This window comes from Pseudomonas sp. MH9.2 (assembly GCF_034353875.1).
Lineage (GTDB): Bacteria > Pseudomonadota > Gammaproteobacteria > Pseudomonadales > Pseudomonadaceae > Aquipseudomonas.
This window is the reverse complement of record NZ_CP133784.1, coordinates 1692614-1707841: the sequence shown is the minus strand read 5'-3', so window position 1 is coordinate 1707841 and position 15228 is coordinate 1692614. Positions and strand designations below refer to the sequence as shown.

At 58.9% G+C, this 15228-nt stretch carries 13 protein-coding genes and 4 tRNA genes; 12 read left to right on the top strand and 5 right to left on the bottom strand.

What is annotated here, in order from left to right:
• The first annotated feature begins 73 nt into the window (after positions 1–73).
• Together msrB and RHM55_RS07970 are read left to right on the top strand one after the other, a co-directional pair.
• Positions 74–469, top strand: a complete 396-nt coding sequence (gene msrB, locus RHM55_RS07975; protein WP_322180891.1) for a peptide-methionine (R)-S-oxide reductase MsrB — start codon at positions 74–76, stop codon at positions 467–469.
• A 112-nt stretch (positions 470–581) separates the two neighbouring features.
• Positions 582–1064, top strand: a complete 483-nt coding sequence (locus tag RHM55_RS07970; protein ID WP_219061655.1) for a glutathione peroxidase — start codon at positions 582–584, stop codon at positions 1062–1064.
• Positions 1065–1083: 19 nt separating this feature from the next.
• Here the strand turns inward: RHM55_RS07970 and RHM55_RS07965 are convergent, their stop codons facing one another.
• Positions 1084–3414 carry a response regulator gene (locus RHM55_RS07965; protein ID WP_322180888.1) on the bottom strand — a complete coding sequence of 777 codons (2331 nt, stop codon included), beginning with the start codon at positions 3412–3414 and terminating at the stop codon, positions 1084–1086.
• 86 nt (positions 3415–3500) lie between these two features.
• On the opposite strand from RHM55_RS07965, the gene RHM55_RS07960 reads away from it, so the two are divergent.
• On the top strand, positions 3501–4391 hold the full coding sequence (locus tag RHM55_RS07960; protein ID WP_322180886.1) for an ATP-binding protein: 891 nt from the start codon (positions 3501–3503) through the stop codon (positions 4389–4391).
• Positions 4388–4873 (top strand): GAF domain-containing protein, encoded by a 486-nt coding sequence (locus tag RHM55_RS07955; protein ID WP_322180884.1) that lies wholly within the window; start codon positions 4388–4390, stop codon positions 4871–4873. Before RHM55_RS07960 ends, RHM55_RS07955 begins: the two co-directional genes overlap by 4 nt.
• Positions 4874–4955: 82 nt before the next feature.
• Here the strand turns inward: RHM55_RS07955 and RHM55_RS07950 are convergent, their stop codons facing one another.
• Positions 4956–5714, bottom strand: a complete 759-nt coding sequence (locus tag RHM55_RS07950) for a hypothetical protein (protein ID WP_322180882.1) — start codon at positions 5712–5714, stop codon at positions 4956–4958.
• A gap of 277 nt (positions 5715–5991) precedes the next feature.
• Between RHM55_RS07950 and RHM55_RS07945 the strand changes: the two genes are divergently transcribed.
• From RHM55_RS07945 to RHM55_RS07930, 4 genes are all read left to right on the top strand, one after another.
• Positions 5992–6067 (top strand) — tRNA-Glu (locus RHM55_RS07945).
• Between the two features lie 2 nt (positions 6068–6069).
• Positions 6070–6145: transfer RNA gene (locus RHM55_RS07940), tRNA-Gly, on the top strand.
• A gap of 101 nt (positions 6146–6246) precedes the next feature.
• Positions 6247–6322: transfer RNA gene (locus RHM55_RS07935), tRNA-Glu, on the top strand.
• 3 nt (positions 6323–6325) lie between these two features.
• Positions 6326–6401: transfer RNA gene (locus tag RHM55_RS07930), tRNA-Gly, on the top strand.
• Positions 6402–6545: 144 nt separating this feature from the next.
• Here RHM55_RS07930 and RHM55_RS07925 read toward each other — a convergent pair.
• Together RHM55_RS07925 and RHM55_RS07920 are read right to left on the bottom strand one after the other, a co-directional pair.
• Positions 6546–6956 (bottom strand): PA2817 family protein, encoded by a 411-nt coding sequence (locus tag RHM55_RS07925; protein WP_219061650.1) that lies wholly within the window; start codon positions 6954–6956, stop codon positions 6546–6548.
• 74 nt (positions 6957–7030) lie between these two features.
• Positions 7031–9478, bottom strand: a complete 2448-nt coding sequence (locus RHM55_RS07920) for an acyl-CoA dehydrogenase (RefSeq protein WP_322180878.1) — start codon at positions 9476–9478, stop codon at positions 7031–7033.
• A gap of 260 nt (positions 9479–9738) precedes the next feature.
• On the opposite strand from RHM55_RS07920, the gene RHM55_RS07915 reads away from it, so the two are divergent.
• The 3 genes from RHM55_RS07915 to RHM55_RS07905 all read left to right on the top strand — a co-directional run bounded on the left by RHM55_RS07915 (position 9739) and on the right by RHM55_RS07905 (position 12216).
• Positions 9739–10362 carry a glutathione S-transferase gene (locus RHM55_RS07915; RefSeq protein WP_322180875.1) on the top strand — a complete coding sequence of 208 codons (624 nt, stop codon included), beginning with the start codon at positions 9739–9741 and terminating at the stop codon, positions 10360–10362.
• Between the two features lie 133 nt (positions 10363–10495).
• The gene (locus RHM55_RS07910; RefSeq protein ID WP_322180873.1) at positions 10496–11428 is read left to right on the top strand and encodes an ABC transporter ATP-binding protein; all 933 of its coding nucleotides are present in this window, start codon (positions 10496–10498) and stop codon (positions 11426–11428) included.
• Positions 11425–12216, top strand: coding sequence for an ABC transporter permease (locus RHM55_RS07905; protein ID WP_322180871.1), 792 nt, complete (start codon positions 11425–11427; stop codon positions 12214–12216). The genes RHM55_RS07910 and RHM55_RS07905 overlap by 4 nt, the downstream gene beginning before the upstream one ends.
• 79 nt (positions 12217–12295) lie before the next feature.
• On the opposite strand, the gene RHM55_RS07900 is transcribed toward RHM55_RS07905, so the two are convergent.
• Positions 12296–12811 (bottom strand): DUF2062 domain-containing protein, encoded by a 516-nt coding sequence (locus RHM55_RS07900; RefSeq protein ID WP_322180869.1) that lies wholly within the window; start codon positions 12809–12811, stop codon positions 12296–12298.
• A gap of 137 nt (positions 12812–12948) precedes the next feature.
• Between RHM55_RS07900 and RHM55_RS07895 the strand changes: the two genes are divergently transcribed.
• Positions 12949–15165, top strand: coding sequence for a DNA internalization-related competence protein ComEC/Rec2 (locus tag RHM55_RS07895; RefSeq protein ID WP_322180867.1), 2217 nt, complete (start codon positions 12949–12951; stop codon positions 15163–15165).
• Positions 15166–15228 lie beyond the last annotated feature (63 nt).

The following is a 15228-nucleotide window of genomic DNA, read 5'->3' as shown; positions in this document are numbered from 1 at the left end:
GGCGCAATGATACGTGCCGCCCGATCAGCGGAAAAGATACAGATCGGGCTTTTTAAGCTGTGGAGGTGTACCCGTGGAAAAGTTGGAAAAAACCCGTGAAGAATGGCAAGCGATGCTCGATCCAGAGCAGTACAACGTGTGTCGCCTGAAAGCGACCGAGCGGCCCTTTTCCGGGAAGTACAACAGCACCAAAACCGCAGGGGTCTATCACTGTGTGTGCTGCAATGAGGCATTGTTCGATTCTTCGACCAAGTTCGACTCGGGTTGCGGCTGGCCAAGTTTCTACGCGCCCCTGGAGGGCAGTGCGGTCGTCGAGATTCGCGACATGACCCACGGCATGATTCGCACCGAAGTGGTTTGCGCCAAATGTGATGCCCATTTGGGGCATGTGTTCCCTGATGGCCCGCCGCCGACTGGCCTGCGTTATTGCATCAACTCGGTGTGCCTGGACCTGGTTCCTCGGGAATAACGCACCGCCGGGCTATTTGCCTATGCTGTGATATTGATGAGGTGAATTAGATTGCGCGCAATTAAATTGCGCACTATGTTTCCCCCACACTCCAGCCTTTGAGGGCTTTGCCATGAGCGAAAATTTACTGTCCATTCCGTGCACGACCATCAAGGGCGAGCAAAAGACGTTGGCAGATTTTGCTGGCAAGGCCGTATTGGTGGTCAACACCGCGAGCAAATGCGGTTTCACCCCCCAATACAAAGGCCTGGAACAGCTTTGGCAGCGTTACAAGGACCGAGGTTTGGTGGTGCTGGGCTTCCCCTGCAATCAGTTCGGCCATCAGGAGCCGGGGAACGAAGGGGCTATTTCCGAGTTTTGTGAATTGAATTTCGGGGTCAGTTTTCCGCTGTTCAAGAAAGTCGATGTCAATGGCAGCGACGCTCACCCATTGTTCGTCCAGTTGAAAAAACAGGCGCCGGGCCTGCTGGGCTCGAAACGCATCAAGTGGAATTTCACCAAGTTTCTGATTGGCAAGGACGGCAAGCTGGTCAAACGCTTTGCACCCCTGACCAAGCCAGAGGATCTCTCCAGCGAAATCGAAGCATTGCTGTAGGGCGCAGGCAGGCCGGTGTCTACAGAGGGGCTCCGCCAGGGGCGACGGGCAGCCACTTGTCCAGCAGGCTGATCAGTTCTTCGCGGCGGAAGGGTTTGGCCAGGTAGTCACTCATGCCCGCCGCGCGACAGTGTTCGCGTTCTTCGGGCATGGCGTTGGCCGTCAGGGCAATGATCGGCAGCTGTTGCCAACGCCCGGACTGGCGAATCTGCCGACTGGCTTCGTAGCCATCCATCACCGGCATGTTGCAGTCCATCAGCACCAGATCGAAGGTCTGATGCTCAAGCCGTTCGAGCGCATCGGCACCATGCCCGCTGACAACCACCTCGCAGCCGAGTTTGCTGAGGATGCCCTTGGCCACCAGTTGATTGACCGGATTATCCTCGACCAGCAGGATTCGCGCTCTGCGCGCCGTTGCCTGATTCCCGAGCGACAGTTCGCGGTGGCCGGATTCGTCTGCGTGCAGCACCCGTCGCAAGGTCTGGTACAGCGCATTGCGTGCCAGCGGGCGGGCTTGTTGTTGCAGGGGTTCGAGGGCTATGACTTGGTCGCGGGGCATGAAGTTACCGTATGCCGTGATCAGCAGGATCGGTGCTTTGATCGCGGGACGCAGGCCGAACAGGCATTCCGGACAGTCGGTGATCAGCAGGTCGGGTTCAAGGCCATAAAGGCTGTCTCCGATACTATAGCGCCGGTATGCGATGCCCCAGCTGGGCAGCAGGCTGCTCAGCAACTCCGCCAAGCCGCTGCTTGCAGGACTGACGACAATCACTTGCCCTTTGATCGGTGCGAACACCTGTGCCGGGGCGTAGCTGGGCAGGGGTAGCTCGGCGCTGAACTGGCTGCCGAAACCGACTTGAGACTCAATGCTCAGATAGCCCTTCATGGCACCGCATAGATTGTGGGTCAGTGCCAGGCCAAGACCGGTGCCACCAAACTGCCGGGTGATACCCGCTGCAGCCTGCATGAACGGTTGGATGATTTTTGCCTGGGCGTCATGGGCGATGCCGATGCCGGTGTCGCGGACTTCGATCCGTACGCCGTCAGCGTGGGTGCTCAGGCGCACATCGACGCGGCCAAGGCGGGTGAATTTCAATGCGTTGGACAGCAGGTTGCTGACGATTTGTCGAACCCGGGTGGGGTCGCCGAGTACCAATGCCGGGAAGTGCGGATCAATCAGGCAGGTCAGCTCGACGCTGGGTGCTGCGTTTTGCGACAGCAGGTTGGCGGTGTCCTCGATTAAAGCACCCAGGTCGAAGGGGATATGCTCAAGCTCCAGCTGGCCGGCATCAAACTTCGACAGGTCGAGAATATCGTTGAGCAACTCCACCAGTACCTTGCCCGAGTCATGCGCAATGGACAGCTGTTGACGCTGTTCGGCGTTGAGGGGGCTGTCCAGAGACAGCGCGAGCATGCCCAGCAGGCCGTTGAGCGGAGTGCGGATTTCGTGGCTCATGTTGGCCAGGAAGGCTGAGCGCGCCTGGGCCATGTCCAAAGCGGTGCTGCGCGCTATCTGCAGTTCCTCGTTGGACTGGCTGAGCCGGGTATTACTGGCTTTGAGTTCGGTCGTCCGTGCTGAAACGATGTTTTCCAGCTCGCTCAGGTGGTCGGTGAGGCGGTTTTCTGCCGTCCGGCGTTGGGCGAGTTCGCTGGCTATTGTTTCAAGCTGCTCATTGGCGACTTGCACCAAAACGCCAATCTCGTCCTGCTCATGACACGGCGGGCACGGTAACCGGGTTTGCTCGGGGCTGTGCGGGTCGCTACGGCTCAGTGCGCGGATCACTCCCACCAGTGGCTTGGTCAGGGTGAAATAAAACATCGCTAATAAAATGCCGCTCAGCAGCAGGCTGCGGGCAAACCCGTTGATCAGGGTGATTTCGGCCCGTTGCAGGAAGTGGCTGCCAAACGCGAAGGTGTCGACATCCAGGTGCAAGGTGCCGATCGAGTCGTTGGGCATGTGGTTCAGGTGCAGGATATCTTCGAACTGGCGGCTTTCGCCAAAAAGAAAGTCGCTGATCATCCGGTAGCGACTCTCCGCCCGTGGGCGTTCGACGTCGGCAAGCACCACATTATTGTTGTCACTGAGCTTCGCGCCCATGATGGCGGGGGAGCGCAGCAAGCCCTGGGTCAGTTCCTGAGCAAGTTCGGCGTCAATGTTGTAAGCGATTCGCGAGGCGGGGTTGTGACTGATTTCCAGCAGGGAGCGAATTTCGCGATCGATGGAGGCGTCTTCGCTGGCATAATCGAGGGTGATTTGAATCAGGCTAAGCACGGTTCCCAGCGCGAAACCGACCAGCACTGTCAGGCGCGCTTGTTTGAACGACAGACGGTTGGTGAACGATATATCCATGGGGTAAAGCCATTCCTCGTGTTTCTTCGCCGGGAAATCATAGCCGATCAGGCCTTGCCTTTATTCAGTTTAATTAAGGAGACACCGTGGACTCTCGGTTAAATGCATTTCTCGAACGCGCCGATGCGGTGCTGGCCCGTCTGGAGCCGCTATTGCCGGCACCTCGTCGTCCCGTCGACTGGGCGCACTCCCTGGCCGCACGTTGGGTGCAGGAAGGTCGCAGTGGTTACTTGATGCCACTCCACGTCAGCCTGGACACGCGCTTGTCTGACCTGATCGGTGTCGATAAACAGCGCGATCAACTGGCGCGCAATACCCGGCAGTTCATTGATGGTCTGCCGGCCAACCATGCGTTGCTCTGGGGCTCGCGAGGGACCGGCAAGTCATCGCTGGTCCGTGCATTGTTGGCTGAAAATCATCAGTGCGGTTTGCGTCTGATCGAGATTGAGCGCGATCACCTGGGCGATCTGCCTCGTGTGGTGGAGCAATTGCAGAAATTGCCTCAGCGCTTCGTACTGTTTTGCGATGACCTGTCGTTCGAAGCGGGCGAGAGCGATTACCGCGTGCTCAAGAGCGTGCTGGACGGTTCGCTCGAACAGGCGCCGGACAACGTGCTGTTGTACGCCACGTCCAACCGTCGCCATCTGGTGCCGGAGAAGGAAAGCGATAACGAAAACTGGCAGCGGGTCGACGGCGAGCTGCACCCCAGCGAGGCGGTGGAAGACAAGATTGCCTTGTCTGACCGTTTTGGCCTGTGGCTATCGTTCTATCCCTTCACTCAGGAACACTTTCTGAGCGTGGTCGAACACTGGATTGGTCAATTGGCGTCAGCGTCGGGCCTTGAGTGGCAGCGCGATGAGGCACTGGATATCACGGCGGTCCGTTGGGCGACCGGGCGCGGTAATCGCAACGGTCGTTGTGCTTATCAATTTGCGCGTTATTGGGTAGGGCTAAAATTGTTGGAGCAACAAGCATGATCGATTTACAAAACACCGGCGCTGGCCTGAACGGCTACGGCTTGCTCGCCGCACAGTTGGAGTCGTTGCTGGCGGACGAGCGTGACTTCATTGCCAATGCCGCACAGTTTTCTGCTTTTTTGTTCAGTCAGCTTGATGACCTGAACTGGGCTGGCTTCTATTTGGCGCGCAACGAAGAGTTGGTGTTGGGACCTTTTCAGGGGCAAATCGCCTGCGTGCGAATCCCGTTCGGCCGTGGCGTTTGCGGCGCGGCGGCCGCGACCCGCAAGACTCAGCGGGTCGAAGATGTCCACGCGTTCGACGGGCATATCGCCTGCGACAGCGCATCGAACAGCGAGCTGGTGGTGCCATTGGTCAAGGGCGGGCGATTGATTGGTGTGCTGGATCTGGACAGCCCAAGTGTTGGGCGCTTCTCCGAGCAGGATCAGGCAGGCATGGAACAGTTGGTGGCCATCTTTCTCAGGCTGACCACGTGCGATTGATTGCCTGATGGTGTGGCGGTTGCAGAGTCGGTGAGTTTATCGGCAGACAGGCTTTGCGCCTGTCTGCCTTGTAGTCAGAGCCTCAGTCGTAGACCACTTTCTTTTTCCAGTCGCCGTCTGCTTCGACAGTCTTCAATCCGTCGGTCAATTCGTTTACTTCGCCTTCGGCAGGCGCGGTATTGGTCAATACCATTGAGTTCGCGCGGGCCAGCATGCTTTCCATGTACCGGAGTTGTTCCTGATAAACGGCTGGGTCAGGCTGTTTACGCAGGTACTGCACGCCGCGTTCGAACGCCAGTCGCGCCTGACCGGGCTGCTCGTGGGAGAACGCCTGTTGCCCCAGGTTATTGAAGAACTCGATGTGCAGCAGCACCAGAATATTGCGGATTTCCTTGATCCAGTACTTGGCTTCGTTGGTAGGCAAGAAGCCATCGTGTGCGGCGCGTGTCACCTGGCCGTGTATGGCTTCTAATAGAAAGCGCACGTCCTTGGCCTTGGCTTCGGTCAGGATCGGGCCGGGTGGGTTGCTGATCGGGATCGCGTCGCCCTGATTCACCAGTGTCGCGAGTTCATCTATACGTGCCTTGAGCGCGCTGTTGCCCTTGTTCAGAGCGAGCAGGCGCTGGTTCACGTTCAGTTCCAGACGCGTCAGTAGCAGCTTGAGAGCGGGCGTCATCAACTGGCCGGGAAAAGTTTCGGTGATCTCTCCGCAGCGGCGCAGACGATCATTCAGCTCGACCTTAAGGCGAGCCTTTTCCAGCTTCTTGTTTTCGGATACGTGGTTGAGGAAGCCGATGGCAATCAGAATGACGATGCCAGCGACTATCAGCAGGGTGATCATGAGTGGTGTCACCGTTGAAACCTCATTCGGGTAGTTTGTGTCGAGTGTAGTGGTTAAGCATTTTTGCCGATAGGTGTAACGGTCGTTCGTCAAACTAACGGCGTGGTAATTCAGGCGCCTGTGCGTGTGGGCCAAGATATCAATGCGCGGGGAAGTCGTTGATTTAGATATATTTATAGATGGGGGTTGACGACTTGCCCCAGCATCCATAGAATGCGCGCCACTTACAGCGTAAAGCACACAGCGAAACGCAGATAAGTAGTGAAGTTGTACGTGTGTCCCCTTCGTCTAGTGGCCTAGGACACCGCCCTTTCACGGCGGTAACAGGGGTTCGAGTCCCCTAGGGGACGCCATTGCGGGAATAGCTCAGTTGGTAGAGCACGACCTTGCCAAGGTCGGGGTCGCGAGTTCGAGTCTCGTTTCCCGCTCCATTTTTAAGCAGTCTTGCTTTCGGGCAGGGCTGGTGAAACCAGGGCACGGTCTTCGGATCATGTTTTGGACACTGGAACATACCTAGTATGTTTCGGGCAGCGTCCCCTTCGTCTAGTGGCCTAGGACACCGCCCTTTCACGGCGGTAACAGGGGTTCGAGTCCCCTAGGGGACGCCATTTGCGGGAATAGCTCAGTTGGTAGAGCACGACCTTGCCAAGGTCGGGGTCGCGAGTTCGAGTCTCGTTTCCCGCTCCATATACAAACAAAAACGCCGCTCATTGAGCGGCGTTTTTGTGTGTGCGTTTTTTGGTGTGCGTTTTTTGGTGTGGCCCCGGGAGCTGACGTGTAACTACGCGTCAGCTCATTGCGGGTGGGCGCTCAAAGGTGAAGGCCGATCAATCAGTGCCTGCTGTCTTGTAGCGAGAGCGCCATCAGTTGTTTTTCCTGATTCCAGTCGAACGGTTCTTCATTCTGCTCGGCTTCGTAGCGGCGTTCTTCGAGTGCCTGATACAGGTCGATCTCATCATCGGGCATGAAGTGCAGGCAGTCGCCAGCGAAGAACCACAACAGATCGCGGGGGACCAGGTGGGCAATTTGCGGGTAGCGCTGAATGACCTGGCAGAGCATTTCCTGGCCCAGGTATTGGCTTTCGATGGGGTCTTGCGGCAATAGCGCGACCAGTTCGTCGAAGCGCTCCATGAACAGCTCATGGCTTTCTTCGGGAACTTGTTCGGCCTCGCCAAGGGCGACCAGGATGCTGCGCAGGTGCGCGAGCAGGGCAAGTTGGTGGTCGAGCGTGGCGTCGGCCATGATGGAGTCCTCTAAAGCAAAAACGGGCGCACGAGTATAAAGCCCTGTGCGCCCGCTGTCTTACCTCTGGTCAACTAGCGAGTCTTGCCCTCGGCCAGCGTCAGTTCCTCTTTATCGAAATCATCGACATCGATCACTGTGCGCCGCGCCGCCTCTGCCACGCGTAGCGTTTGTGCTTCGGCCGGTAGCAGCACGCCGACGCTCAGGGCGGCATCGATAACGTGCTCACCTGCCGCCGGTTTCAACTGACCGCTTTTCAGTGCGTGGTGCAGCTTTTGTTGTAGCGGTTGGCTGGCTTTCAGCAAGTCACTGGCGTGTTGCAGGGCGCCGACCGGATCATCTATCGATTGCGGGCGATAGCAGCCAGCAAGCAGTTCTTCCAGGGCCGGATCTCCTTTGGCGCGACCAATCACTTCGGCGACCTCGGCATCCAGTGCATCCGATGGCCCGGTGTGCCGACGACCGAACGGGAACACCACCACACGCAGCAGGCAACCCATTACTCGACTCGGGAAGTTGCTCAGCAGCTCATCCAGTGCGCGCTCGGACTCGCCAAGGCTTTCCTCCATGGCCCAGCGAAACAGGGGGCGCATGTGGTCGGGCGAATCGAGGTCGTGGTAACGCTTGAGCGCGGCGGAGGCCAGGTACAGATGGCTCAGCACATCGCCGAGACGGGCAGACAGCCGTTCCCGCCGTTTGAGCTCGCCGCCCAGGAGCATCATGCTCAAGTCGGCCAGCAGGGCAAAAGCGGCGGCCTGGCGATTCAGTGCGCGGAAGTAACCCTGGCTCAGGCTGTCTCCCGGTACGGTCTCGAAACGTCCAAGGCCAAGGTTGAGAATGAAGGTACTGGCTGCGTTGCCGACCGCAAAACCGATGTGCTTGAGCAGCAGGCCATCGAACTCCACCAGCGCGCGTTCGTGATCCTCGCGGCCGGCCAGGGCCATTTCCTTGAGCACGAACGGATGGCAGCGAATCGCGCCCTGACCGAAGATCATCAGGTTGCGCGAAAGGATGTTGGCGCCTTCTACGGTGATGAAGATTGGCGCCCCCTGCCAGCTGCGGCCCAGATAGTTGTTCGGGCCCATGATGATGCCCTTGCCACCGTGCACATCCATGGCGTGGCTGATGCATTCACGGCCACGTTCGGTCAGGTGATATTTCAGGATCGCCGACAACACCGAGGGTTTTTCCCCCAGGTCCACGGCGTTGGCGGTGAGCATCCGCGCGCTGTCCATCAGCCAGGCGTTGCCGCCGATCCGCGCCAGGGCTTCCTGGATACCTTCGAAAGCCGACAGCGGCACATTGAACTGTTCACGCACCTGCGCATATTGCCCGGTGACCAGGCTGGTGAACTTGGCTGCGCCAGTGCCGACCGCAGGCAGGGAGATTGAACGACCCACCGACAGGCAGTTCATCAGCATCATCCAGCCTTTGCCGAGCATGTCCTGACCACCGATCAGGAGGTCCAGGGGGATGAACACGTCCTTGCCGCTGTTGGGGCCGTTCATGAACGCGGCGCCCAGTGGCAGGTGGCGGCGCCCGATTTCCACGCCGGGGGTATCGGTCGGGATCAGCGCCAGGCTGATGCCCAGGTCTTCCTTGTCGCCGAGCAAGTGCTCAGGGTCGAATGCCTTGAACGCCAGACCCAGCAAGGTGGCGACCGGGCCGAGGGTGATGTAGCGTTTTTCCCAGTTCAGGCGCAGGCCGATGACTTCTTTGCCTTGCCATTGGCCTTTGCAGATCACCCCGGTGTCCGGCATGGCGCCGGCATCAGAGCCCGCCAGCGGGCCGGTCAGGGCGAAACACGGAATGTCGTCGCCGCGTGCCAGGCGTGGCAAGTAGTGATTGCGTTGTTCGTCCGTGCCGTAATGCAGCAGCAATTCGGCAGGGCCGAGGGAGTTGGGCACCATGACCGTGGACGCCAGGTCGCCGCTGCGGGTGGCCAGTTTCATCGCCACTTGGGAGTGAGCGTAGGCCGAGAAACCTTTGCCGCCATATTCTTTGGGGATGATCAGGGCGAAGAAGCCGTGCTGCTTGATGTGTTCCCAGGCTTCAGGCGGCAAGTCCATTGACTGGCCGATCTGCCAGTCACTGACCATCGCGCACAACTCTTCGGTAGGGCCGTCGAGGAACGCCTGTTCTTCTTCTGTGAGCTGGACTTTGGGGTAGGCCAGCAGCGTGTTCCAGGCGGGGCGACCGCTGAACAGTTCACCGTCCCACCAGACGGTGCCCGCGTCGATGGCGTCGCGCTCGGTCTGCGACATAGGTGGCAAGGTTTTCTTGAACCATGAGAACAACCGCGCAGTGAGGTACGTGCGGCGCAGATCTGGCAGGGCCAACGGCACTGCGACTGCCAGCCACAACACCCAGAGCACTACCAGCAGCCAACCCGGCGCGTGGCTGAAGGCGCCCATTGCCAGCAAAAAGACAGCGACCACACCCAAGCAGGGCAGGGGTGCGACGCGTCGGTGGGCCAGATAAGCAACCCCGACCACCAGAACCAGTATCCACAACAACAGCATAGGTAATCCTCCGTGACGACAGCGGCAAAAAATCCGCCATCAAGAGCTTAGTCGGCATCAGGTGAAGATGGCGACAACAGCGAGTGCATCGATAGTGACCACCCGGCCGTGGCGGAGTTCGCCGGGCATGAACTCGGTTTCAGCTCCAGCCCAGAGATGCAGGCGATCAATTTCTATAATAGATCGCTGGATTTAGAGGGGCGTGCTCGGATTAAACTGATGCACGATTGAGTCATCACGGGTTTGACAAGGGGAATGGCATGCTGAAAATCTGGGGTCGGAAAAACTCGTCCAACGTGCGCAAGGCGCTGTGGTGTGCAGAAGAGGTTGCGGTGCCGTATGAAGCCATTGATGCCGGTGGCGCATTTGGCATTGTCGATCAACCCGAATACCGGGCGATGAACCCCAATGGCCGGATCCCGGTCATTGAGGATGATGGTTTCGTACTCTGGGAATCCAACGCCATCGTGCGCTATCTCGCCGCTCGTTATGCGCCGGGCTCGGCCATGTACCCTGACAGCCTGACCGCGCGGGCGTCGGCGGACAAATGGATGGATTGGACCACCTCAACGTTTGCCGAACCCTTCAAGAGCGTGTTCTGGGGCGTGTTGCGCACCCCGGCGGATCAGCAGGACTGGGTGCAGATCAACGGTGCGATCAAAACGTGTCAGGCGTTGCTGGCCGTCGTCGACGACACGTTGGCCAAACAGCCTTACTTGTCTGGAGAGGTGTTGGGGATGGGCGATATTCCCTTGGGCAGCTTTATATATGCCTGGTTCGAGATGCCGATTGAACGCCCCGCGATGCACCATCTTCAAGCCTGGTATGAGCGCTTGAAAGCGCGGCCGGCCTATCGAAAAGCAGTGATGACCGCGTTGAGTTAATACTGACTATCAACACATGTCGCTGTACTTGCGCGGCGTTGCCAAGCACCATTGTCCGGTTGGCCGCAGTTGTTATTGATTGCGCTCGACCTTATTTATTCTTCCTTCCCCCTTCTTGGTGCGTATTTCAGATATGAGTTCCGCTCTGTCCATCCGGCAGCTAACCAAAACCTACGGCAACGGTTTCCAGGCCCTGAGTGGTATCGATCTGGATGTCGCTGAAGGTGATTTCTTCGCATTGCTCGGCCCCAATGGCGCCGGAAAATCCACCACCATCGGCATCATCTCGACCCTGGTCAACAAAACCAGCGGTACAGTGAATATCTTTGGTCATGACCTGGATCGCGAGCCCGCAGCGCTCAAGCGGTGCATCGGTGTGGTGCCGCAGGAATTCAATTTCAACCAGTTCGAAAAGACGTTCGACATTGTGGTAACCCAAGCCGGGTACTACGGTATCCCACCCAAAATCGCCAAAGAGCGGGCCGAGCAATACCTGACTCAACTGGGCTTGTGGGACAAACGCGACGTGCCATCGCGTGCGTTGTCCGGCGGCATGAAGCGCCGTCTGATGATCGCTCGGGCGTTGATCCACGAACCGCGTCTGTTGATTCTTGATGAGCCGACGGCGGGCGTGGACATTGAGCTGCGTCGCTCAATGTGGACCTTCCTCACCGAGCTGAACGAGAAAGGCATCACCATCATCCTCACCACGCACTACCTGGAAGAGGCTGAGCACCTGTGCCGTAATATCGGGATCATCGATCACGGCGTCATCGTCCAGAACATGGGCATGAAGCAACTGCTGAATACGCTGCACGTCGAGACGTTTTTGCTTGATCTGAGGGATGCGTATCAGGTGGCGCCGACCTTGATTGGTTACCCGGCGAAGTTGGTCGACAGCCATACCCTGGAAGTGCAAGTGGACAAGACCGTTGGCATCACCGCGCTGTTCGGTCAGTTGGCCGCGCAGAAAGTCGAAGTGCTGAGCCTGCGCAATAAAACCAATCGCCTTGAGGAGCTGTTCGTTTCTCTGGTGGAAAAAAACCTGGCGAAGGTGGCGGTATGAGTTCCAATCCTGGCTCCGAGCTGCGTCCCAACCTGATTGCCCTGCAAACCATCGTCTATCGCGAGATCCGTCGTTTCACCCGTATCTGGCCGCAAACGTTGCTGCCGCCAGCGATCACCATGGTGTTGTACTTCGTGATCTTCGGCAACCTGATCGGCCGGCAGATTGGCGACATGGGTGGCTTCACCTACATGCAGTACATCGTGCCGGGCCTGATCATGATGTCGGTGATCACCAACTCCTATGGCAACGTTGTGTCGAGCTTCTTCGGCGCCAAGTTTCAGCGTTCGATCGAAGAGTTGATGGTCTCGCCGGTCTCGCCGCACACCATCCTGATCGGCTACACCCTTGGGGGCGTACTGCGCGGTTTGATGGTGGGCCTGATCGTGACCCTGTTGTCGATGTTCTTTACTGACCTGCAGGTCCATCACTTGGGGATCACGATAGTGGTGGTCGTGCTGACGGCAACGATTTTCTCGCTGCTGGGCTTCATCAACGCCGTCTTTGCGCGCAACTTCGACGATATCTCGATTATTCCGACCTTCGTCCTGACGCCGTTGACCTACCTGGGCGGGGTGTTTTACTCGATCAACCTGCTGCCGCCGTTCTGGCAGACCGTGTCCATGGCCAACCCGGTGCTGCACATGGTCAACGCCTTCCGTTACGGCATCCTGGGTGTGTCGGACATCCGCATCAGCATCGCCCTGACGTTCATGGTCGTGGCGACCGTTATTTTGTACCTGGGCTGTGCGCGTCTGCTGATCAGCGGGCGCGGGATGCGTCAGTAGTCTTCCTCTGTACAGGCTGTGTACTCAATCCGTGGGAGCGAATTTATTTGCCCCCACGGATTGCGTCAGCCTGACAGCTTCACTTCCTCTTCTCTCTCCGCAAACGCCACTGCCTGCTGACCCACCAGCGCCAATACAGCTGGGTCAGGCCGTATGCCAGTGTGCCAAATACGATGCCTGTCACTACAGAGCCCAGCAAGAAGGGCTGCCACAAGGTTGATAACTGCCCGCTGATCCACTCCCAGGACAGTTCAGGCGGCAGGTGGCGTGGTGGCAATTGCATCAGCCAGGCACCGATCCGGTACGTGCAATAAAACACCGGAGGCATCGTGACTGGATTGGTCAGCCAGACCAGGCTGACGCCAATCGGCATATTGCCGCGCACCGCGATGGCCAGCATGGCCGCCAACAACATCTGCAAGGGAATGGGCATAAATGCTGCGAACAGCCCGATGCCCATCGCACGCGAGACGGAGTGGCGATTGAGGTGCCAGAGGTTCGGATCATGCAGAAGACGACCGAGAAAGCGTAAGGATTTGTGTTCCCTGATGCGGGTCGGGTCAGGCATGTAGCGTTTGAATAGACGACGCGGCATAGGGGGTCTCGTCCCAGGTGTGTGGGTCAGTATGCCTAGATTCTGCCTACATCAAATTCAGACTTTGTGACAATTAATAAAAGCGGGGTCTGGCAGGGTGCGCTAATCCAAGGGATGGACTTCTCAAGGACAGACTTATGCGCACAGGGATGGTGGCGCTCGCGCTGGGTCTTTTGGCTATTCGTTTCATGCCGGCATTGCCACCGTTTTGGCTGTTGCTGTTGACGCCCGTCTTGGCGCTGATGCTGTTGCCGTTTCGAAGTTATCCGCTGGCGTTTTTTCTGTTCGGCTTCAGTTGGGCGTGTGTGTCGGCGCAATGGGCGCTGGATGATCGCCTGCTGCCTCGACTCGACGGCCAAACGCTATGGGTGCAAGGCAAGGTGGTCGGCTTGCCGCAGTCGAGTGACGGCGTGGTGCGCTTTCAACTCGACGGTGCGCAATCACGTCGTGCCCGGTTGCCTGAGCATATGCGTCTGGCGTGGTACGGCGGCTCTGGTGTGCGCAGCGGCGAGCACTGGCGGCTGGCGGTCAAGCTCAAACGTCCGGCGGGCCTGATTAATCCTGATTCATTCGACTACGAAGCCTGGTTGTTGGCGCAGCGCATTGGCGCGACCGGTACCGTGGCGGATGGGCAATTGCTCGCGCCTGCGCGTTCAGCCTGGCGCGATGCGGTGCGTCAGCGGTTGCTGGCAGTCGATGCACAAGGACGTCAAGGCGGGCTGGCGGCGCTGGTGCTGGGCGACGATTCAGGGCTGACGCCGGCTGATTGGCAAGTGCTGCAGGACACCGGCACTGTGCATCTGCTGGTGATCTCGGGCCAGCACATCGGGTTACTGGCCGGGTTGATTTACGCGCTGGTCGCCGGGCTGGCGCGTTGGGGGCTGTGGCCGCGCCGTTTGCCGTGGTTGCCCTGTGCGTGTGGCCTGGCGTTTGCCGCAGCGCTCGGTTACGGCTTGCTGGCTGGTTTTGAAGTGCCGGTGCGCCGAGCCTGCACGATGATCGGTATGGTCCTGCTCTGGCGTCTGCGCTTCCGTCACCTGGGTGTGTGGTGGCCCTTGTTGTTGTCACTCAACGCGGTACTGGTCGTCGAACCGCTGGTCAGTTTGCAACCCGGTTTTTGGTTGTCCTTTGCCGCCGTCGCGATCCTGATTCTGGTATTCAGTGGTCGGCTGGGCGCCTGGAGCTGGCTGCAAAGCTGGACCCGTGCGCAATGGTTGATCGCCATCGGGTTGCTCCCGGTAGTGCTCGCGTTGAACCTGCCGGTCAGTCTCAGCGGGCCATTGGCCAATTTGCTCGCGGTGCCATGGATCAGCGTCGTCGTGTTGCCGCTGGCGCTGCTCGGCACTGTGTTATTGCCGGTGCCCGGTATTGGCGAGGGTTTGCTGTGGCTGGCTGGAGGTCTGCTGGGGTGGCTGTTTCAGGGGTTGGCGTGGGTCGCTGGGTGGGTCCCGGCCTGGATCGGCAGTGCGGTGCCGTGGTGGGCGTGGTGGCTGAGCATGCTTGGCGGCGTCTTGTTGCTGCTGCCCAAGGGCGTGCCATTGCGTCTGTTGGGCTGGCCGCTGTTGCTGCTGTGCGTGTTCCCGCCAGTGAAGAGCGTGCCCTATGGTCAGGTCGAGGTGATGCAGCTGGATGTGGGACAGGGCCTGGCGATTGTGTTGCGGACGCGCCAGCACACGCTGTTGTATGACGCAGGCCCGCGCTTCGGTGATTTCGATATTGGCCAGCGCGTGGTGCTGCCGTCGATACGCAAGACCGGCGTACGCCAGCTCGATTTGATGTTGATCAGTCATGCGCATGCCGACCATGCGGGTGGGGCGCAGGCCGTCTATAAAAGCTTGCCTGTTGCCCGCGTACTGGCTGGCGAGGTAGCCAAGTTGCCGCCACTCTTGCAGGCTCAGTCCTGTCAGAACGGTGAGCAATGGCAGTGGGATGGTGTGCATTTCTCGACCTGGCGCTGGGAACACGCGACAGAGAGTAACGAGGCTTCCTGCGTACTGCGGGTCGAGGCCAATGGTGAGCGTTTGTTGTTGACTGGCGATATTGAAGCCGGAGCCGAACGTGCCGTGCTCGGCAGCGGGTTCGATGTTCGCGCGCATTGGTTGCAGGCGCCGCATCATGGGAGCCGCAGTTCCTCATCCACGGCGTTTCTCAAGGCGGTGGCGCCTGAAAGAGTATTGATCTCCCGTGGGCGCAACAATGCGTTCGGGCACCCGCACCCGCAGGTAATGGCGCGCTATGCAGCCTTGGCCGTGCAGCCTTATGACAGCGCCGAACTGGGCGCGATTCGTCTGCAACTGGGGGTATTCGGTGAGGCGCAAGGAGAGCGTGCCCGACGGCGCTTCTGGCGCGATTGATCAGGGCGGTTATTCATCGCGGGGTTCGGCGTGCGGGCGGCCCTATGGTAGAGTGACGCCACT

Coding starts and splice junctions, on each gene's coding strand:
- RHM55_RS07955 (WP_322180884.1), top strand. CDS start 4,388: ATGATCGATTTACAAAACACCGGCGCTGGCCTGAACGGCTACGGCTTG.
- RHM55_RS07895 (WP_322180867.1), top strand. CDS start 12,949: ATGCGCACAGGGATGGTGGCGCTCGCGCTGGGTCTTTTGGCTATTCGT.
- RHM55_RS07925 (WP_219061650.1), bottom strand. CDS start 6,956: ATGGCCGACGCCACGCTCGACCACCAACTTGCCCTGCTCGCGCACCTG.
- RHM55_RS07900 (WP_322180869.1), bottom strand. CDS start 12,811: ATGCCGCGTCGTCTATTCAAACGCTACATGCCTGACCCGACCCGCATC.
- RHM55_RS07965 (WP_322180888.1), bottom strand. CDS start 3,414: ATGGATATATCGTTCACCAACCGTCTGTCGTTCAAACAAGCGCGCCTG.
- RHM55_RS07915 (WP_322180875.1), top strand. CDS start 9,739: ATGCTGAAAATCTGGGGTCGGAAAAACTCGTCCAACGTGCGCAAGGCG.
- RHM55_RS07950 (WP_322180882.1), bottom strand. CDS start 5,714: ATGATCACCCTGCTGATAGTCGCTGGCATCGTCATTCTGATTGCCATC.
- RHM55_RS07905 (WP_322180871.1), top strand. CDS start 11,425: ATGAGTTCCAATCCTGGCTCCGAGCTGCGTCCCAACCTGATTGCCCTG.
- RHM55_RS07920 (WP_322180878.1), bottom strand. CDS start 9,478: ATGCTGTTGTTGTGGATACTGGTTCTGGTGGTCGGGGTTGCTTATCTG.
- RHM55_RS07970 (WP_219061655.1), top strand. CDS start 582: ATGAGCGAAAATTTACTGTCCATTCCGTGCACGACCATCAAGGGCGAG.
- RHM55_RS07910 (WP_322180873.1), top strand. CDS start 10,496: ATGAGTTCCGCTCTGTCCATCCGGCAGCTAACCAAAACCTACGGCAAC.